Origin of the sequence: Cohnella sp. GCM10020058 (genome assembly GCF_042683485.1) — a bacterium.
GTDB lineage: Bacteria > Bacillota > Bacilli > Paenibacillales > Paenibacillaceae > Cohnella.
The window spans coordinates 217513-236816 of sequence record NZ_JBHUJV010000001.1; the positions used below are offsets into that span (position 1 = coordinate 217513).

Annotated in this window: 14 protein-coding genes; 8 read left to right on the top strand and 6 right to left on the bottom strand. The window is 61.2% G+C overall.

What is annotated here, in order from left to right; translation table 11 throughout:
• The first annotated feature begins 20 nt into the window (after positions 1 to 20).
• The 4 genes from ACFSR7_RS00925 (at position 21) to ACFSR7_RS00940 (ending at position 7645) form a co-directional block, all read left to right on the top strand.
• Positions 21 to 1772, top strand: a complete 1752-nt coding sequence (locus tag ACFSR7_RS00925) for a sensor histidine kinase (RefSeq protein ID WP_378158477.1) — start codon at positions 21 to 23, stop codon at positions 1770 to 1772.
• Positions 1753 to 3378, top strand: coding sequence for a response regulator (locus tag ACFSR7_RS00930; protein ID WP_378158479.1), 1626 nt, complete (start codon positions 1753 to 1755; stop codon positions 3376 to 3378). The genes ACFSR7_RS00925 and ACFSR7_RS00930 overlap by 20 nt, the downstream gene beginning before the upstream one ends.
• Positions 3379 to 3510: 132 nt before the next feature.
• Positions 3511 to 4857, top strand: a complete 1347-nt coding sequence (locus ACFSR7_RS00935) for an extracellular solute-binding protein (RefSeq protein ID WP_378158481.1) — start codon at positions 3511 to 3513, stop codon at positions 4855 to 4857.
• A 130-nt stretch (positions 4858 to 4987) separates the two neighbouring features.
• Positions 4988 to 7645 (top strand): right-handed parallel beta-helix repeat-containing protein, encoded by a 2658-nt coding sequence (locus tag ACFSR7_RS00940; RefSeq protein WP_378158482.1) that lies wholly within the window; start codon positions 4988 to 4990, stop codon positions 7643 to 7645.
• A 49-nt stretch (positions 7646 to 7694) separates the two neighbouring features.
• On the opposite strand, the gene ACFSR7_RS00945 is transcribed toward ACFSR7_RS00940, so the two are convergent.
• From ACFSR7_RS00945 to ACFSR7_RS00955, 3 genes are read right to left on the bottom strand one after another with little or no spacing between them, the layout of a single operon-like run.
• Positions 7695 to 8801: a Gfo/Idh/MocA family protein gene (locus ACFSR7_RS00945; RefSeq protein WP_378158484.1), complete on the bottom strand. Its 1107-nt coding sequence runs from the start codon at positions 8799 to 8801 to the stop codon at positions 7695 to 7697.
• A gap of 33 nt (positions 8802 to 8834) precedes the next feature.
• Positions 8835 to 9560, bottom strand: coding sequence for a ThuA domain-containing protein (locus tag ACFSR7_RS00950; protein WP_378158485.1), 726 nt, complete (start codon positions 9558 to 9560; stop codon positions 8835 to 8837).
• Positions 9561 to 9591: 31 nt separating this feature from the next.
• Positions 9592 to 10665 (bottom strand): LacI family DNA-binding transcriptional regulator, encoded by a 1074-nt coding sequence (locus tag ACFSR7_RS00955; RefSeq protein WP_378158487.1) that lies wholly within the window; start codon positions 10663 to 10665, stop codon positions 9592 to 9594.
• Between the two features lie 209 nt (positions 10666 to 10874).
• On the opposite strand from ACFSR7_RS00955, the gene ACFSR7_RS00960 reads away from it, so the two are divergent.
• Positions 10875 to 11483: a bifunctional transcriptional activator/DNA repair enzyme AdaA gene (locus tag ACFSR7_RS00960; protein ID WP_378158488.1), complete on the top strand. Its 609-nt coding sequence runs from the start codon at positions 10875 to 10877 to the stop codon at positions 11481 to 11483.
• A complete protein-coding gene (locus ACFSR7_RS00965) occupies positions 11480 to 12001 on the top strand; it encodes a methylated-DNA--[protein]-cysteine S-methyltransferase (protein ID WP_378158489.1) in 522 nt (173 codons plus the stop codon). The genes ACFSR7_RS00960 and ACFSR7_RS00965 overlap by 4 nt, the downstream gene beginning before the upstream one ends.
• Positions 12002 to 12088: 87 nt before the next feature.
• Here ACFSR7_RS00965 and ACFSR7_RS00970 read toward each other — a convergent pair whose 3' ends face one another.
• The gene (locus ACFSR7_RS00970; RefSeq protein WP_378158490.1) at positions 12089 to 12988 is read right to left on the bottom strand and encodes a DNA-3-methyladenine glycosylase family protein; all 900 of its coding nucleotides are present in this window, start codon (positions 12986 to 12988) and stop codon (positions 12089 to 12091) included.
• 428 nt (positions 12989 to 13416) lie between these two features.
• Here ACFSR7_RS00970 and ACFSR7_RS00975 point away from each other — a divergent pair, with 428 nt between their 5' ends.
• Entirely contained in the window at positions 13417 to 14241 is an 825-nt protein-coding gene (locus tag ACFSR7_RS00975; RefSeq protein WP_378158491.1) for an SPL family radical SAM protein, read from the top strand.
• Positions 14242 to 14354: 113 nt separating this feature from the next.
• On the opposite strand, the gene ACFSR7_RS00980 is transcribed toward ACFSR7_RS00975, so the two are convergent.
• Positions 14355 to 16916 carry a diguanylate cyclase domain-containing protein gene (locus ACFSR7_RS00980; RefSeq protein WP_378158493.1) on the bottom strand — a complete coding sequence of 854 codons (2562 nt, stop codon included), beginning with the start codon at positions 16914 to 16916 and terminating at the stop codon, positions 14355 to 14357.
• A gap of 23 nt (positions 16917 to 16939) precedes the next feature.
• Positions 16940 to 17545, bottom strand: a complete 606-nt coding sequence (locus ACFSR7_RS00985) for a biliverdin-producing heme oxygenase (protein ID WP_378158494.1) — start codon at positions 17543 to 17545, stop codon at positions 16940 to 16942.
• A 131-nt stretch (positions 17546 to 17676) separates the two neighbouring features.
• On the opposite strand from ACFSR7_RS00985, the gene ACFSR7_RS00990 reads away from it, so the two are divergent.
• The gene (locus ACFSR7_RS00990) at positions 17677 to 19242 is read left to right on the top strand and encodes an NAD(P)H-hydrate dehydratase (RefSeq protein WP_378158495.1); all 1566 of its coding nucleotides are present in this window, start codon (positions 17677 to 17679) and stop codon (positions 19240 to 19242) included.
• The last annotated feature ends 62 nt before the right edge of the window (positions 19243 to 19304 follow it).

Consider the following 19304-nt stretch of genomic DNA (forward strand, 5'->3'; position numbering starts at 1 on the left):
GACAGACCGGAGGGAGAGCGTTGGTCAAGAGGCTTCTGGGCACGTACATCCTGTTAATTGTTCTCCCTACGCTGCTGGTCTCTTCCGTGGCCTATTACTTGTTTAAACAAAGCATGGAAAAGGAAGTTTCCGTCTCGATCGAGCGGACGGTGCGGCTCCTGAATTCGGAGGTCGACGCTTATTTCACCGACCTGGTCCGTCTTGCCGCTTCGGTCATGACGGAGGATACGCAGCTGGACGACGATCGCAATCTGCTTCGCATTTTGAAGCGGAGAGCGGCAGGGGAGTCCGTGCCGGGTTCCATGGAAGCCTACATGCAGGCGCAGCGGATCGACCATTACCTGAACGACTTGCTCAACCAGAAGCGCGATCTGGAATCCGTCTATCTCTACACGGCTTCCGGGGAGCTGTTCGCCAGCCATCGCTCTGACGAACGTATCTCCATTTCTCGGCTGGAGGGGATGGAGGAACGGCTTCTCGCCTCCGGGAGAGAATGGATCGTGGAGAAGGAGGCGGACAAGGAACCGATCTATCTGATCCGGAAAGTGAACGATCCGTCTCACCGCTTTCTCGGCGCTATCGTGCTGAGCATCGGAACGGAAGGTCTCGAAGGGATGATTGCCGGCGCTCAGCTGCCGCAGCAGGATATCATCGCGCTGTGGGATCGCCGGCTTCCGGTCTACGACAAGACGGGGCGCTGGAAGAACGACGCCTTCGAGCTGTCGCCCGCGCGGATCCGGTCGCTGAACCTTTCGTTCGAAGACGGCGGCACGCTGGTCACCTACGCCTCCCCGCAGCAATCGGAGTGGTCGCTCGCCGCTTACTTGCCTTATCGCGCGTTGACGGAAAATATTCGCGCGGTACGCTTCTGGATGCTCGCGGCCGGAGCGTTATGCGTGCTCTTCTCCATCCTGGTCGCCTATATGCTTGCGCTCGGCATCGTGAGGCCGATCCGGTCCGTTCGCAACGCAATGCGCAAAATGGAGAAAGGCTTTCTCCATACGAGAGTCAAGGTACGGGGAAAGGACGAGGCGGCGGAGCTGGCGCAAGGCTTCAATTCGATGTCCGGAAAGCTGCAAACGTTGATCGATCATGTCTATTTGTCCGATCTGGCCCACAAGGAAGCGGAGCTCAGGGCGCTGCACGCGCAGATAAATCCGCACTTCCTGTACAACACGCTCGAGGCGATCAGCATGGTCGCCGAGATGCAGCGGTCCTCGGAAGCGGCGGAGATGGCTCGTGCGCTTGGCGTGCTGTTCCGGGCCGCCACCGAGTTCGAGACGCTCGTTCCGATCCGGACGGAGATCATGCTGCTCAAGCAATATTTGCTTCTGCAGGAGATCAGGTTCGACGGCACGCTGCGGGTCTATTGGGAGGTCGCCGCGGGAGCGGAGGGCGCGCAGGTTCCCAAGCTGTCCCTTCAGACGATCGTCGAGAATTGCTTCAAGCACGGCTTCGCGCCTTTGAAGGCGCCGCGGAGCGGGACGATCCGCGTTCGGGTCTGCGCCGCGGATCAGGGCGCGTCGATTGAGATCGTCGACGACGGGGCAGGGATCGGGAACGAACGGCTGCACGAATTGAACCGGTTGCTGCAAATCGGGGCGAGCGAGGGAGACTCGGTCGGCCTCGTCAACGTGCACAATCGAATTCGGCTGCAATGGGGCCAGCCATACGGGATCGAGCTCTCCAGCCAGCCGAATATCGGAACGGTCGTGAGGCTGATCGTTCCCGGAGAAAGGAGGGACGAGTCGCATGAAGATCGTAATCGCTGACGATGAGAAGCTCATTCGGCAAGGTCTGGCTTATATCATCCGGCAGATGGAGGCGTCGGACGAGATCGTCGCGTCCTGTTCGGACGGAGAAGAGGCTTTGTCATACTGCCTTCGGGAGGGCGCCGACGTCGACGTGCTTATTACAGACGTTTGCATGCCCGGCAAAGACGGTCTGGATCTGATCGCCGAGCTGGCCCGGCTTTGTCCGCATATTCAAACGGTCGTCATGAGCGGTTACGGCGAGTTCGATTATGTGAGGCGGTCGATGCGCGAGGGAGCGGTCGATTATTTGCTTAAGCCGCTCATCAAGAATGAGCTGCAAGAAGTGCTGGAGCGGATCCGGCAGCAGAAAAAGCTCGCGGCCATCGCGAATGAAGGCAAGCGGGAGTCTCCGATGATTGCGTCCATTCATCAGGATCATCTGCTGAACGCCTTGTTCCATCACAATCCGGGCGTTGCGCCCGAGGCTCGCGTATACCTGGAGAACGGCTTCGGCATTGCGGAAGGGGCGTTCCGCTTTTTCGCAGCCGGCGTGGCGATCGATGAGAAGGCCGACGGCCGCTTCCGGCAGGCGGATCGGATGCTGTTCCAGTATTTTGTCCGCAAAATGGCGGAAGAAGCGCTCTTTCAGCAAGAACTCGTTCGAGGTACCGCCTGGCAAGGGCATGACGACTTCGTCGTGCTGCTGTTTTTCGTGCCGACGGGAGAAGGAGAGCGGGAGAGCGAGATGATGGATGCGCTTAAGCAATTGCTCGCGATTTTATCCTCGCACGTCCAATATCCGGTCACGATCGGCGTCAGCTCGGGGGCGGAGAGGTTCTCCGACATGCCGAAGCTGCTGCTCGAGGTTCAGGCCGCGCTGCGGGCGCGGCTGGCTATCGGAACCGGCAGGGTGATCGACTTTGAAGCTTCGCAGCGCCTTCAGCGCCAGTGGAACGTGCAGCCGGACGCTTTCCACAAGGTCGTAACGGCCACGATGCTAGGCGACGCCGAGGCGCTGGAGAAGGAACTTGGCGTCTTCATGGACGATCTGTACGAAGCGGGCATTCATCCCGAGGTTCTATTGGATATCGTGCTCCGGCTTTTTCTTCGCGTGGAAAGCATGCTGGAGGCCAAGGGCGTCGTGCGGACGGGCGAACCGGGTACTGCCGATCTGGGCAAGCTGCTGGAAGAACTGCGGCGTTGTCCGACATGGAGCATGCTCGAGCACGAAGTGCGGCGCAAGCTTGCGGCGTTGTCGAACCTTGTTCGGGAGCATGCCCGGCAGGTCAAGCCAACCTTTATTACCGATGCCGTCAACTATATTCATGAGCATTATCAAAGCGATCTGACGCTGGCCGAAGTGGCGGACGTCGTCGGTCTGTACCCAACTTATCTGAGCGAGCAGTTCAAGCAGCATATGGGCGTGAAGTTCGTCGATTACGTCATCCAGGTGCGGATGGACAGGGCGAAGAAGCTGCTGCGCGAGACGAACAAGCCTTCGTTCGAAATCTGCGAGAAAGTCGGATACGCGACGCCGGCGCATTTCACGAAGGTGTTCAAGAGCAAGGTCGGCTGCACGCCGCTTGAATACCGGGAGAGCTGGAGAGGAATACGCAAGATTTGACGGAGACGGGAAGATCGCGGGAAGCGGGTTTATCCGAAAAAAGAGCAATCATTCCGAAGGCTGTCGAGTTCTCAGCCGCCGAGGGCGATGCTACGATAGGCTCGTGTTCAAACGACCTATGGAGGAGATTGCATGAAGAAGAGGGGAACGCTGCTCGCGCTCTCGCTGCTCTTGGGAATGACGGGCGCGCTGACGGGCTGCGGAAGCGGCAAGAACGGCAATGACGCCGCGGCGTCGGGCGCCGCGCCGAGCTCGCAGGCAAGCCAAAGCGCGGCCGCCGAAGAGGATGTAACGTTAAAATTCATTTCCTGGTGGTCTTACTTGAAGCCGGAGCTGCTCAAGAAATTCGAAGACGAGAATCCCGGCATTAAGGTCGATTACGAGTATGTGGCCGCAGGCGACGCCTACAACAACAAGATCAAGACGCTGACCGCGTCCAACGAGCTGCCGGACGTATTCGGCACCCAAGGGGTTACGTTCGAGTCTCTGATCAAGACGAACGACATTTTGGACCTCAAAGCGGCGTTCCAGACGCCCGCGTACGATAAGGCCGACAAGTGGGGGGATACGATCAATCCCGTACTCGTGACCAATATGAACTCCGGACTAACCTCGGAGGTGGATGCGGCCAACCACGTGTGGGGCGTTCCGTTCGGCGCGGTCAGCGTCGTCGTCGTTTACAACAAGACGCTCTTCGACGGGCTCGGACTGACGGCTCCGCAGACATGGGACGCGTTCGAGTCCAACAATAAAAAGCTCAAGGAAGCGGGCCTCATCCCGATGTCCTACGCCAACAAAGTCGGTTGGGGAGACTGGTGGCTGCGCTTCCTGCTCGATCAGTCGACGAGAGACGTCACGACCGACGACTTCCTGTCGGGCAAGGCGAAGGTGACGGATCCGGGATTCGTGGAAGCGGTTCAGAAGCTGAAGCAGCTGTGGGACGACGGCACCTTCGATCCGGCGGGCATGACGAACGGGATCGACGAGACGCAGGCGCTGTTCGTTCAGCAGAAGATGGCGCAGTACATGGTCGTGCCGGAAAATTTCGTTCAATATTTGCAGGAAAACATGCCGAAGGGCGTGGAGCTCGGCGCTTACGCGCTTCCCGCCTGGAAGGGCATCGAACCGAGCCGCACGCTCGGAGGCGCCTCGAACATCGTCGCGGTGTCGGCGAAGACGAAGCATCAGGAAGCGGCGATCAAGCTGGCCAAGTTCCTGACGTCGGAGACGACGTTCCAGCAGCTGGCCGACAGCGACGTCGTGCCGAGCACGATAGGGTACACGCCGCCCGAGGGCGACAAGATTATGGGCGCCTACGCGGAGGCGGCCGAGAACGGCTTTATCGTCGAGCATACGCCGGGCGACGAAGCGGGCATCAAGCTGTTCCAGGACGCGCTGCCCAAGATTCTGCTTGGCAACAAAACGATCGACAAGGCACTCGGCGAGGTTCAGGCGCTGATCGACAAAAACGCGAAGTAACGGGAAGACCGCAAGCGACAGGCGGCGCCTGCGCTTACTATCGCCCCATCGTACCGGAGTCTTCGAAGCAGCTATGGCTAATGGAGCGCTCCGGTTTTTTTTATCCATGAAAAGAGAGCGAGGAATCGTCATGAACCATTCGATGGGCAAACCGTTCGGCAAGCTCGGATATGCGCTCCTGCTGGCGTTTGCCGCGGCTGCGGGCCTGCTGCTTTTAGGATCGGCCAGCGCTTCGGCCGCTAGCTACTATGTCAACAATCAAAGTGGAAGCGCTTGCTCGGATGCCGGCGCCGGGACGTCGGCGTCTGCGCCCTGGTGCAGCTTCGCGCCGGTCAACAGCCATGGCGCATTTGCAGCGGGAGATCAGATTCTGCTCGCCAAAGGGGCGACGTGGAATGAGCGAATGACGCTCGCGGGCACGGGAACTTCCGCGAATCCGATCGTGCTGGGCGCGTACGGCTCGGGCACCAAACCGAAAATCGTTCGCAACGGCCTGGAATCGGACAGAGCGATCTCGCTGACGAACCCGAGCTACTGGACGATCGGCGGGCTGGAGATCGGCCGGGCCGGCGCAGGTATCGTCGTCAGCTTCTCTACGGCGGGGCATGAAGGGCTCGTCTTCAAGGATCTTTATCTGCACGATATCAAAGGCATTCACCAGGGCTCGAGAAGCGGCAACGACGTGACCGGCGACGCGGTATGGAACTCGGCCGGCATCGAATTTACGTCGAAGACGTTCGACGATTCCCACGGCGCATCGGCGCCGATCGTCAAAAACGTGCTGTTCGAGGACATCGAAGGAAGCCGCAACCTCGACACGATCTCGATCGATTGGTACAACGGATCCTATTCGTCCGTTACGGGCTATAAAGCGGCCGAACAGATCGTGATGAGAAAGCTTAACTTCCATCAGAATGACGCGGGAGGGGGCGGCGCGACGGGATGCGACGACGGGATGCGGATCACGGACGTACGCTACCTGACGCTCATCGATTCGAGAATCGACGGGGACGCGGGCTGTCACTCCGATACGGGAACAGCGGCCATCTACCTGGCCGGCGTGTACGACGCCAACATTTTCAACAACCAGTTCACCAACGTGCCTCACACTTCCTCGCCGGACATGGTGGCTTTCGATTTCGAATGCTGCACCAATCGCGTGAACATCAGCGAGAACTACTTTGCGGGCAACGCAGGAGCGGGAATCTCGTTCCTGGCCATTCATCCGGGGCTGGGCTTTGAGCTCAACACGACGGCAGCCGGCAATACGTTCGTACAGAACGGCAGCGGATCGTTCCGCCGGGCGGGAACGTCGGATAAGCCGACGGGCACGATTCGGGACAATCTCTATCACGAGGCGAACGCGTTCCTGTACGAGGATGGCGCGGACTACAGCGGCTTCACCGTCTCGAACAACCAGCCGATCAAGTCGGCGTCCGCCATCGCTCACGCATCGGCGAGCTTCGGATCGACGCAAGGCTTGGGCAATTGGACGTCCAAAGCCTACGATGGCGCGTCCTGGACGAATCTTGCATATTACGACACTGCGAAAAAGCAGTGGCAGCCGTCCGCCGCGACAGCCTTCCCGAGCGTCTCCGCGTTTGAGCTGCAGCCTTCGGCTTGCGCGAACTGCAAGGTGGCACGGGTATGGACGGCGCCGATTCAAGGGACCGTCAGCTTGCGCGCGCGCGTGCTGATGGCGGAGGAAGGCGGAGACGGCGTTGTCGTCCGCATCGCCAAGAACGGGACGCGAATCTGGCCGTCCGCCTCGGATCAGTCGGTTGCCGCGGGGGATCGAACCGGTTATGAAGCGATATTGGACGGGATAGTGGTGGGCGCGGGCGACGAGTTGAGATTCGAGGTTTCCGCCGGTTCGGCGGGGAACAACGCATCCGACGCGGTCAGCTGGACACCGTCGATCGCCTATACGAACTATGGATTGCAATGGGACTTCGGCACGGCCGGCAATCTGGAAAACTGGACGATGGCCAACCAAATTGCCGGCACCGTATCCGGAGGCGTTCTGACGCTGACGAGCAGCGGAAGCGATCCCTATATCGTCTCCGCGGACAACCTGAACAGTCCGGCAGCCAATCGCTATTTGAGAATCCGCCTGAAGAACAACACGAACGACCCGATGGCGCAGCTCTTCTTCACGACGACGACGGACACCGCCTGGAGCGCGTCGAAGTCGGTAGTGTTCGTCACGAAGGAGTATGCGTCCGATTATGCGACTTACGTGGTGGATCTGGGCGTCAACCCGAATTGGTCCGGTTCGATCAAACAGCTGCGCCTGGATCCGATCTCGAAGAGCGGCACGATGAGCGTCGATTATATCCAGGTATCATCGCTTGGCTCCGGCGCGAGCAAGAGCTGGGAATTCGCAACCGACTCGAATGCCGAAGGCTGGACCACCGGCAACCAGATCTCGTCGATGACGGTGTCGGGCGGCAGCTTGAACCTAACCTCCGGGGGAACCGATCCCTATATTTACTCTCCCGACAATCTGGCGATCGATAATGCCTTGATCAACCGCTACGTCCGCATCCGATTGCAGAACTTATCGACGAATACGACGGCGCAAATTTTCTTTACGACGACGACGGATACGACTTGGAACGCGGCGAAGTCAGTCACAATTCCGCTATTGGCCACCAGCGATTATATGGAGTATGTCGCGGATATGGGGGCGGCCGCCGGCTGGACGGGCAGCATCAAGCAGCTGCGATTCGATCCGCTGACGGCGACCGGTACGGTCAAAGTCGACTTTATCCGGATCACGAATTAAAAACGACCCCGACGCCTCCGCAATGGAGGTGTCGGGGTCATGCAATGGGTCAGGCGTCCAGCTCGCCCTCGCGCACACTTAGCGGCAGCGGCGCGGGCCGCTCGCACGTGCTGTGCATGCGGTAACGCACGCCTTGCTCGGCTGCGTCGTGGAAGCCGTGCATCGCCTCGAGCACGTGATAGGCCAGCTCGCCGTTCGCGCGGTGCGGACGGCCGGTCAGAATGGCTTGTGCCATATCCGCGGCGCCGAGGCCGCGGGCATTGTTCGCGTAGCCGTGCGTCAGCGGCAGCTCGGACCACTCGCCGGCTCCGCCGCGGCGGATGCGGATCGGACCGCCGAACGAGTTGGGGTCCGGTACTTGAAGCGTGCCGCCGCTGCCGTAAATCTCGATGAAGGGCAGCTGCGCGCCGCCCGGGGCGTCGAAGCTCGTCAGGATGGTGCCGATCGGGCCGGCCGCGAATTCCATGATGCCGGCGACATGGGTCGGTATCTCGACTTCGATCTTCTGGCCGCTTTTCGGCTTACTCGTGATCGTCCGCTCGGGATACGAGATACGGGCGGCGCCGGTTACGGCGGCGATCGGGCCGAGCAGCGCCACGAGCGCGGTTAGATAGTATGGACCCATGTCGAACATCGGTCCGCCGCCCGTCTTGTAGTAGAAAGCAGGATCCGGATGCCAGCTCTCGTGCCCGCCGCCGACCATGAACGCGGTCGCGCCGATCGGCGTGCCGATCCAGCCGTCCTCGATCAGCTTGACGCACGTCTGGATGCCGCCGCCGAGGAACGTGTCGGGCGCGCTGCCGACGAGCAGCTTCTTCTGGCGGGCGAGCTCGACCACTTCGCGGGCCTCCTCGCGTTTGACCGCGAAGGGCTTTTCCACGTAGACATGCTTGCCGGCTTGCAGCGCCTGCAGACACACGGCCGCATGCGCTTGCGGGATCGTCAGGTTGATGACCATTTGAATCTCCGGGTCTGCCAGCAGCTCCTCGACGGACAGTCCGCGGATGCCGTGCTCTTCCGCCTTGGCCTTGGCTCTGGCGACGTCAAGGTCCGCGCAGGCGACGATCTCCATCGAGCCGAAGCGCCCGCCGTTCTGCAGGTAGATGCCGCTGATGTTGCCCGTACCGATAATGCCGACCTTTACTTTGTTCCCCACCGTACCGTTCCCCTCTCGATCTTTTTTCCAAAATTACAGCTGGTTGTCCTGCATGCCCGTATAAGCGCCGTCAGCCGCATAGTCGGCAGCGCCGGCCGTCTTGCCTTCGGCGCACCACAGGAAGCCTCTGCGCATCAGTTCGGACACTTCGGGCAGCGCGACGATGTTCGCCTGATGCCCCAGCGAATTATAGTACACGCGTCCTTGTCCCCAGCGCTTCGTCCATACGACCGGCATGTCGACGGCTTTGTTGGGCGAATGCGGGCCGGGGGCGATCGGGAACCGGGTCGTGGCCAGCACCTCGATCGCGGGATCGATATGCAGGTAATACTGCTCGGTACTTACGGTGAAGTCGGACATGCCGGCCACGAGCGGGCTCGAGCTGTGCTTTACGTTGACGACGTACTCGGTACCGTCGTTGCCCGGATGCGCCACCCATTGGCCGCCGGTCATGAACTGCCAGTCGGTGTTCTCGCGAAACGCGTCGCACATGCCGCCGTGGCAGCCCGCGAGCCCCGTGCCCGCCTGGACCGCCGCGGATACGTTGTTCACCCATTCCTGCTCGATCTTGCCCATCGTCCAGGCCGGTACGATCAGGTCGAGGCTCATGAGCTTGTCCTTGTCGGCGAACGCCTCGAGGGTGTCCGAGACTTCGACCTCGAAGCCCTCGGCGGCCAGCATCGCGCGAAACAGCTCCGCGACCTCCTTGGGCTGATGGCCGTCCCAGCCGCCCCATACGATCAACGCTTTTTTAGCCATGTTAGATCCCATTCCTTTCGGTTGCGCGCCTTTAGCAGGAGCGTCTGATGATGAGTTGCGTCGGCAGCAGCACGTCGTCCGCGGCCGTGTTCGAACCGATTGCTTGATGAACCTCTATATCGTCCGCGACTTCAATGCCGCTCGCGCCCCCGATCTCGCCCGCCAGCCGGGCGAGCACCGATTCGGCGGCAAGCCGTCCCATCTCGTAAAATGGGACCTCGACCGTCGTCAGCGGCGGATCGGTCAGGCTGGAGGCGTCGGAATTGTCGTAGCCGATCACGGGCAGCCTTTCCGGTACCGCAACGCCGCGTTCGCGCAGCCCCTGGATCGCGCCGATCGCCATCCGGTCGTTCGCGCACAGCAGGCCGTCCAATGCCGCGAGCCGTTCGAAGATTGCGCCAGCGGCTTCGTGACCGCTCTTGCGGCTGTAGTTGCCTTCGAACAGATGCTCAGGGTCCGGAGACAGGCCGGACTCGGCGAGCGCTTGCCTGTATCCCTCGTAGCGATCCGCGCTGTTGGAGTAATGCGGCGAGCCGTTCAAAAAGCCGATGCGGCGGTGACCGGCGTCCAGCATGTACCGCGCGGCCGCATAAGCGCCAGCCCGGTGATCCGCGCCCACGCAAGGCAGCCCTGCCCGTGAATACCGCTGGTCGACGACGCAGCAGGGCAGCCCTTCGTCGGCCAGGGCAAACACGGAGGCCTGCTCCTCGGGCAGCGCGCTCGCGCCAAGAATCAGGCAGGCGTCGACCCTGCGCGTCCGGTACAGCGACACGTAGTCATATCGCGCTTGCGGATTGCGGTAGAGGAGCAAGAGGCCGTATCCCGCCTGATGCAGGACGTCTCCGATGCCGCTCAGAATCTCGGAAAAGTAGTAGGTGGAGAACAGCCTGACCTTCGGCACATGCGGCAGGACGACGCCGATGTTGCCGCTTCTTCCTTTGGCGAAGCCGGAAGCGAGCGCATTTAATTGGTAGCCTAGCGCGGCTGCGGCTGCGGCAACCTTGCGCCGCGTCTCATCCTTGATCGGTCCGACGCCGTTCATCACGCGGGACACCGTCGCCTCGGACACGCCAGCCAAATCGGCGACTTCCCTGCGCGTAGCCATGGTTTGCGACTCCTCTCCCGGCGCGTACGCCGCGTTTTATCATTTCTAAAATCCAACAATGTACACGCGTACATTATGCCACTGACGATCATCCGAGTCAATCGGATCTTTTGCGGGCTTTGACGGTTGATTTCGAGATCTTGCGATTGTAATCCGAAAACCTTACGGGCGCCGGGTATTGCGGGTATACTTGGGGGGAGGTGATGCAGATGGGCGTCGACAACAGGAATAAAACGTACGCGGGCGAAGTGCCAGACGAGGCGCAATGGGCGGCAATCGTCGGCAACGACGCGGCATATAACGACCGCTTCCGGTACGCGGTCATGACGACGGGCATCTTTTGCCGTCCTTCTTGCAAATCCCGGGCGCCCAAGCGGGAGAACGTGCGGATCTTTGCGGATTCCGAGCCGGCGATGGCGGCGGGCTATCGTCCCTGCAAGCGTTGCAGGCCGACGGACAGGAAGCTGCCTGACGTGGAGTGGATCGGTCAGATGACGGAATTCATCGATCGCTGCTACTATGAGCCGATCACGCTGGACCGCCTCGCGGAGTTGTATCGGGGCAGCCCTTATCATTTGCATCGTATATTCAAACGGATCGCGGGCGTCACGCCGGTCGAGTACGTGCAGCGCACCCGCATCGCGCGGGCGACCGAGCTGCTCGAGACGACGAGTATGCCGATGGCCGAGATCGCCGATGCGGTAGGCTTTGGCAGCGTTCCTTATTTTATTACTGTTTTTAAACAGAGAACCGGCACGACGCCCAGCGAATTCAGAAGACTGGGAGGCCGGCCGGCTTACGTGGAGGTGTCGGAATGAATAATCTGCAAACTGGCGAAATCGTCCGCTGGACGCGAATCGACCACGGGAATTGGCGCCTGTATGCCGCGGCAACGGATCGGGGGCTTTGCTACGTCGGTTCGCCGGACATGCCGTATGAACAGCTGGAGTCGTGGGTGAACGCCCGGATCCGGGGAGCGGAGCTCGTCCGGGACGATGCGGGGCTGGCGCCGTACGCGCGCGAGCTGACCGAATATATGGACGGCGCCCGCCGTACGTTCGAGGCGCCCGTCGATGCACGGGGGACTGCGTTTCAGCAAGCGGTATGGCAAGCGCTGCTCGGCATCCCCTATGGCCAGACGCGCTCGTACAGCGAGATCGCCGCGCTCGTAGACAAGCCTGCTGCGATGCGCGCGGTAGGCGCGGCGATCGGCGCCAACCCCGTGCTCGTCTGCGTGCCGTGCCACCGGGTAATCGGCAAGAGCGGAGCGATCACGGGCTACCGCGGCGGGCTTGACATGAAGAAGCAGCTGCTCGAGCTGGAACGCGTCCTTTAGGCCTAACCTGTCGGCTGCCGCTCGGCTTCACTTGAGGAACGCCGACGCATCCAGACTGCGGGCCGACGATCGCCTGTCGCGGCGGCTTCAATAAAGCAACCGCCACAGATAAAAAGTCGCATACGACTCCCAACCGCGCCAGCCTGCGGACAGCCGCAAGATCTCCTCGCGAGGCGGCTTGGCATCGCTGCCCGTAACGTGGCGAAGCGCATGATGCAGGCCGACGTCGTCGATCGGAAAAGCATCCTTCATCCGAAGGCAGCGCATCAGCACGTAATTCGCGGTCCACGGACCGATGCCGCGGATGCGCACGAGGGCTTTTTCCGCTTCTCGGTATCCCAGCTCCTGCAGCATCCCCTTGGATAATGCCCCGCGGGCGATCAACTCTGCCGCGTGAATGAGATATTCGCACTTCTTGACCGTCAGCTTCAGCGGCAGCAGGTCCTTGACTTCCAGGCCGGCGATGACTTCAGGCTGGGGGAACGTCCAAAAAGTATTGCCGTCGAAGGCGATTTGTCCGCCATATGCTTCCACCAGGCGCGCCTTGAGCGTGTAGGCGAAGGCGAGATTGATCTGCTGTCCCAGGATGCCCCATGCCATCGCCTCGAACAGATCGGGAATGCCGACCAGACGCAGACCTCTGTGCATGGATGCCGCGGCAGCCAGGATCGGATCCTCCGCGGCAAGCCGGTAGAAAGGTTCTAGATCCGTATTCAGATCAAGCCACTCGCGGATGTAGGCGACCGCGGACTCCCGGACTTGTTCGCTCGGACTGCCGCGATCGCCCGCGAACGCGACGAGCAGCCCGCCGTCGCTAGCTGAGCTGATCTCGACGACCGGCGTCCCCTTCAGCGGAAGCGCCTTGTACAAGCGTTCGTCTCGAATATAATGCAGGCACTCTTTAGGCGAGCGCATCAAGTAACCCAGGTTGGCGGAAAAACGATAATCCTCCGGCGTAGCGAGGGTTAACGTCGATTCGTAGGGCATGATCATCCTCCTCCGTTTCCATTGTATCGCAAAGTCGGGACACTCGGATTTCGTAAACTTGCTGATATATACTGGAAGAGAGGGGCGGGGGGGCGAGATCGCGCCGAAAAGCGCTTAACTCGGGCTGGATGACGGCTGCGAGTGGCGGGATAGTGCCAAAAAGCGCTTAACTCGGGCTGGATGACGGCGGCGAGTGGCGAGATCGTGCCTAAAAGCGCATATCTCGCGCCAAATACCGCCTGCAAACGACTGGATAGTGCCCAAAAGCGCTTATCGCTGGGCCCGTTGTCGCTGGGCCCGTTCTCGCTCGGCTCGTTGTCGTTCGGCCCGTTGCCCCCGGCCCCGATATTGCTCGGCCCATACCGCCCGATTTCCGCCCTCCTCCAGGGCCATCGCTTCACACTCATTCTCGCGAGGTGGTGCCAGCCGTGAGCAACCAGACAAAGGTTCATTATAAAAAGCCCAAGTCGCTGCTGAATCGAGCGCTGGGCTTTCTTGAAGATTATACGCATACGCTGAACCCGTATGGGGGCTGCGCATTTGGCTGCGCCTACTGCTACGTGAGGGGCATGCCGGTCGCCGCATTCCGCGAAGAAGCCTGGGGAACGTGGGTGGACATCAAGCAAGGCGCGGGCGAGCTTCTGCGCCGGGAGCTTGCCCGTGCAACTGCCAAAGGTCCGGTGCGCATCTTTATGTCGTCCAGCACAGATCCCTACCAGCCCGCTGAGTATCGGGAACAGGTCACGCGGTCGCTGCTCGAAGCGATGGCAGAGATGTCGCCGGACTTCCTGCTCGTGCAGACGCGCAGCCCGCTGGTGACGCGCGATATCGACCTGCTGCTGCGAATGGGCAGCCGTGTCCGGGTGAGCATGACCGTCGAGACCGACCTGGAGGCGGTACGCCGCGTATTCTCGCCAGCCGCGCCGCCGATCGCAGCGCGGCTAAAGGCGCTCGCCCGGCTCAAGGAAGCCGGCGTCCCCGTCCAAGCGGCCGTCGCGCCTGTGCTGCCCAGCAGTGAGCGTTTGCCGGCTTTGCTGAGGGCGGTGACGGACCGCGTCGTCGTAGACGACTACGTAATGGGGGACGGAAGCGGCGGAAGCCGAACGAGAAGACTGGGGCTCGAGCCGTTGTACGCGCAGCTCGGCATGACCGAGTGGTATTCGCCGCATTCGTGGCGAATTGTGTATGAACGGCTTCGCGAGTGTTACCCGGAAGACGGACTGAAGATCAGCAGAGCCGGCTTCGCGCCTTGATCGTGGCAGAGTTGGCTTCGCGCCTTGATCGTCAGCGGATCCGGCTCCGCGCCAGATCGTCAAAAAACCCGGCTTCGCGCCTTGATCGCGAGCCGGGTTTGACGTGTTGACATTTACAGCGCGAAGACACGGTTTTTCCCTTCCGCTTTGGCGATTGCGAGCGCCTTTTCGGCTCGCGCCACCAGCTCCGAAGGGGTTCCTTCGCTAATGTTGGTCTCGATCGCGACGCCGACGCTTGCCGTCAAATACTCGCCGATGCCGGGCTGCGGATGGGGAATCTGCAGCGATATGACCGTCTGACGGAGCTGATCGGCCAGCATGTCGACGCTCGCTTGGCCCTCGGGCGTAGGCTCCTCGGCCAGCGTCAGCACGAATGAAGCGCCGCCGTATCTGGAGATGACCGCATTTCTCAGATTCCCGACCGCGCTCAGCGATTCGGCGACCCAACGCAGACAGTTGTCGGCGCCTTGATAGCCGAACATGGCGTTGTACGATCGGAAATTATCGAGATCCAGCATGACGACCGCCATTGCCTTGCCGCTGTCCGCGCACTGCTGCCAGTCTTTGGCCAGGTTCTCGTCGAAGCAGCGTCTGTTGGGCAGCTCGGTCAAGCTGTCCGTATGAATGTAGCGGGAAAGCTCCCGCGTCACCTCGGTAAACAGATTTTCTTCTCCGGCATCGCCTGACGCTTCCCGGGCGATCGCCATGATCGACGGCTTGCCGCCATAGACGACATGGGCGAGCGTCATCTCCAACTCGACCGGGCCGCCCGATGCTTCCGGCGCGGCCATCATCCGAAGACGGCAGGATCTAAGCTGCGTCGCAGCCGCCACGATGCGGCCGAGCATGTCCGCAAGCTCGGTCTCGGACGATGGATCGATCCAGTCGGCGAGCTGGCGGCCGATCAGATCCGCCGCTTCGGAGACGCGCAGCAGACGGGCGGCCTCGAGATTCGCGAACACGATCCGGCCTTCGGTCAGCGTGACGAAAGCGACGGCAGAATACTCCATCAGTTGCAGGTAACGCGATTCGTTTTCCTTTAGCGTCCGCGCGTACAAAATCGATTTTTCCTCGGCCAGCCGCAGATCCTCTTCCGTCTGCTTTAGCGCGATCGACTTCAGGTCGGACAGCGTATGAATCTCCTTGGGTTCCCAAGGAAGAGACGTGTTCGTGACGACCTCCTGCCACGCCTCGAACGATTTGCGCGGCGAGATCCGGTAGCCCTCGCCGATTCGTACGACGGCTTTGGCCGGGTCGCCCGCCCAGGTTACCGTCTGCACGACCTCGGGCCTGAACCAAAGAATATGGTCGCGATAATCCGAAGAGAGCGAGAGGAATACGACGCCTGCCGCTTTGTCCGGATATTCAGCCGCCGGCGGGTAAACCGAGGAGAGCCGGCTTGTATGATACGCGTAGTCTTCAGCCTGCTGGCTCAGCCATACTGACAGCTTGACGATCTGGGCGGCGCCCGGCGTGCTGCCGAACAACAGGAGGCGTCCCTTGAACTGAACGGCTGCGCCTGAAGCGTTCATCACGGACAACAGCGCATCTTCGTCCGCGCTCAGCTTTTCCTTCAGCTGTTCGGGCGTACCCGGCGCACCGAAGATGCGAGCCAGCCTTTGCGCTACCGATTTGAGCTGAAGTTCGTCCTGGTAATCGTCCAGCCGCTGACGCTGGTGAAGCTCGCTGGAGAAAAACGAGCCCAGGAAATTGCAAAGATTGCGCTGCCGGTGCGGCACGTACTTGGGCGTATCATGGTGACAGGCGATCATGCCCCAAAGCTCGCCGCCGTGAATGAGCGAGATCGTCATGGTGGCGCCTACGCCCATATTTTTCATATACTCGATATGAATCGGAGAGACGCTGCGCAGGACGGAAAGGCTCAAGTTCAGCGGTTTGCCGGAGGGCTGTAGCGTTGGGATGATCGGCACCGGCTCGTAGTCCATATCGACGATCGTGCGCACCCAATTGCGCACATACAGCGCTCTGGCTTGCTTCGGAATGTCCGAAGCGGGGTAGTGATGGCCTAGGAAAGGTTCCATCGTACTGTTTTTCGCTTCGGCGATGACTTTGCCGTTCCAGTCCGCATCGAACTCGTATACCATCACGCGGTCGTAGCCGAGGATATCCTTGACGAGCTCTGCGGCCACCTGGCTGGCTCCGGCCCGGCTATGCGTGCGCTTGATGCGCGTAAAGAACGCCTGAACCCATTCGAAGTCGTTCACGGCGGGCGCAGCGTCGTCCGTGGGGCGTTCCAGCTCGACGACCAAGAGATCGTCGCTGACATGGAGGATCGCGAAAAATTCCGCCGGTCCGCCCGGCAGATCGATCGTCATCTCGAGAAAATGCTGCTTGTCTTCTGAGGCAGTACGGGCGAGAGACTCCTCGATAAACGCGAGCGCCCGATCCCCGATAACGGCGGACAGCGGCTGCCCGAGCAGCGACTCCGCAGGCGCTCCCAGCAGCAGATCGGTATTGCGGCTGCACTGCACGACCGTACGCGCTTCGTCGTTCGTCGCGGCGAGCAGCACGCCATGGGGCTGAATCATGCCCGGAATATGAATCGGTTCTTTCTCGCAGTTCGTCAGGTCGATCGGCTCATACGTAAAGTCGCCTTCGGTTAGCAGCGAGCGATTCAGTTCGTTCTCTAAATCGTTGTCGTAATCATCGGTCATTACACACCAGCCTTTTTCGAATATTATCGGGAAACCGTCCCGTTCGGCGCTTCGATCCAATCGCGCAAGCGATCGAAGGTTTCGCCGGCCGCCGCCAGCATCTCGCGTTCGTCCTCTTCGGTGCGCGCATGAGCGGACAGCAGATCGCGGAATTCGGACCAGCGCTCGCGCACATCCGGTCCATAGCTGTTGAAGTAACGGGCATTCGTATCCGGCGATACCGGCAGATTTTTCATCAACAGCTTCGTGAGCATTTGGCCGCCCAGCGTCGAGCCTTCTAGCACGTACATGCATCCTAGAACTCGGGAAAATGACGACAGGAGGGGCAGCGCTTGGCAGAGCGGCAAGTGATCGATCGCGCGCGAATCCCATCCGAGAGCGTGCAGGTCCGCTTCGATCAAGCGGTGCTTCGTCCGGGCGCCGATATCGAACCGAAGCTCGTCCCATTCCGGCCTTGCTTCGAACGCGCGTTCGAGAGGGAGGATGTAGCCATAAAATAAAGCCAGGTACTCCTGGTATTGCTCAAGCGTCATCGTGCGGTCCAGCATTGCGGCCGTATATTTGTTCTGCTCCGCACGTTGATGCTGCGGCGCGGTTCGTTCTTTAAGCTGTGTCAGTATATCGGACATCGGTAACGATCCCCTCCCATCCTCTTATAATAGTAACAAATTAATACTGCAAGAAGCGAATTACGGAGAAATTTTACACGCTTGGCAAGTTAAAAATGTTTAATAATTCAATGAATAGAGGAGGAAGAGGGATGGAACTCGTAACTTCAGGAGAAATGCAGGCGATCGATAAGCGCACGATCGAGGAGCTCGGCATTCCGCAGGAGGCGTTAATGGAAAATGCGGGACGAGCCGTCGCGGACGAAGCCGGACGATATGCCGAAGCGGCCGGCAGAGGCGCGAATTTCAGCTGGCTGATCCTCGCGGGCAAAGGCAACAACGGCGGGGATGGGCTCGTCTGCGCGCGGCACCTTGCGGACATGGGCTGCCGCGTCGCCGTGCTGTATGCCGAGTCCCCGGAGCGGATGCGCGGTGCCGCCGCGCTGCAGCGCGACATCGCAAGCCGGCTGGGCATTCCCGCGCGGGTATACGCGCAGCCCGATTCGAGCGCTGACTCGGCGGATCCCGACTGGTTCGCCGGTCACGACGGCTTGATCGACGCGCTGCTCGGCACCGGCGGCACGGGAGAGCCGCGCGCGCCATACGCGGCATTGATCGATGCGGCCATACGGAGCGGGCTGCCGGTCGTGGCCGTCGATATCCCGAGCGGACTGGATGCGGATACCGGCGCGGTCGCGAAGGCGTGCATCCGCGCGAAGACGACCGTAGCGCTGGCCTATGCGAAGCGAGGTCTTCATCAGCATCCCGGCGCTGCGCATGCCGGCGAGGTCGTCGTAAGGCCGATCGGCATTCCCGCCGGGGCGGCTGAGCGGGCCGGCATCAATACTTATCTATTGAATGCCGAGTCTCTACAGGCGAAGCTTGGGCTGCCATTCCCGCTGCCGCGGTGCGAGGATTCGCACAAAGGCACGTATGGCCATGTGCTGGTCGCAGCGGGATCTTCGCTCCTGAGCGGCGCCGGGCTCCTGAGCGCCCGCGCCGCCCTGCGCGCGGGCAGCGGCCTGGTCAGCTGGGCGCAGCCGGCGGCAGCTGCGCCGGGATTGCGGGGCTTCGCGCCCGAGATCATGCTGCGGGCCGTGCCGGACGAAGGTGCAGGAGAGTGGCGGCTGGTGAAGCCCGAACGGCTGGCAGAGGCAGCGGTGGACGCGGACGCGCTCGTCGTCGGTCCCGGCATGGGGCGTTGGGATGGAGACGGCGCGTGGCTGCGCAGCCTCTTGGAACATGTGCAGGCGCCGGTACTGGTCGATGCCGACGCGCTCAACATGATTGCGGACGCCGGCGCGCAGCCCGGCGCATGGCCGCAGCGCAATGCGCCGACGGTCATCACGCCGCATCCGGGCGAGATGGCGCGGCTCACGGGCTTGACTGTGCCCGAGACACAGCGCGACCGGATCGGTCTCGCACGGGATTATGCGGCGCGTCACGGCGTGACTGTCGTGCTGAAGGGCGCCCGCACGGTCATCGCTTCGCCGGACGGGCGGGCGTTCATTAATACGACAGGGAACCCGGGGATGGCGACCGGAGGCGCGGGAGATGCGCTGGCCGGTATCATCGGCGGTTTGCTCGGACAAGGCCTCGGCGCGCTTGAGGCGGCGGCGTACGGCGTTTATTGGCACGGCCTGGCTGGAGACCGTGCAGCTGCATCGCGTCCGCAGGCTGCGTCTCTCATCGCAGGCGATATTATCGAGGCGCTTTAGGCTCGCATTCGGGCGATTGCTGCCGAATCGTGCTAGAATAGAAAATCATAGGGCTGCGCGGC

Coding starts and splice junctions, on each gene's coding strand:
- ACFSR7_RS00940 (WP_378158482.1), top strand. CDS start 4,988: ATGAACCATTCGATGGGCAAACCGTTCGGCAAGCTCGGATATGCGCTC.
- ACFSR7_RS00955 (WP_378158487.1), bottom strand. CDS start 10,665: ATGGCTACGCGCAGGGAAGTCGCCGATTTGGCTGGCGTGTCCGAGGCG.
- ACFSR7_RS00930 (WP_378158479.1), top strand. CDS start 1,753: ATGAAGATCGTAATCGCTGACGATGAGAAGCTCATTCGGCAAGGTCTG.
- ACFSR7_RS00965 (WP_378158489.1), top strand. CDS start 11,480: ATGAATAATCTGCAAACTGGCGAAATCGTCCGCTGGACGCGAATCGAC.
- ACFSR7_RS00960 (WP_378158488.1), top strand. CDS start 10,875: ATGGGCGTCGACAACAGGAATAAAACGTACGCGGGCGAAGTGCCAGAC.
- ACFSR7_RS00935 (WP_378158481.1), top strand. CDS start 3,511: ATGAAGAAGAGGGGAACGCTGCTCGCGCTCTCGCTGCTCTTGGGAATG.
- ACFSR7_RS00970 (WP_378158490.1), bottom strand. CDS start 12,988: ATGCCCTACGAATCGACGTTAACCCTCGCTACGCCGGAGGATTATCGT.
- ACFSR7_RS00990 (WP_378158495.1), top strand. CDS start 17,677: ATGGAACTCGTAACTTCAGGAGAAATGCAGGCGATCGATAAGCGCACG.
- ACFSR7_RS00980 (WP_378158493.1), bottom strand. CDS start 16,916: ATGACCGATGATTACGACAACGATTTAGAGAACGAACTGAATCGCTCG.
- ACFSR7_RS00985 (WP_378158494.1), bottom strand. CDS start 17,545: ATGTCCGATATACTGACACAGCTTAAAGAACGAACCGCGCCGCAGCAT.
- ACFSR7_RS00950 (WP_378158485.1), bottom strand. CDS start 9,560: ATGGCTAAAAAAGCGTTGATCGTATGGGGCGGCTGGGACGGCCATCAG.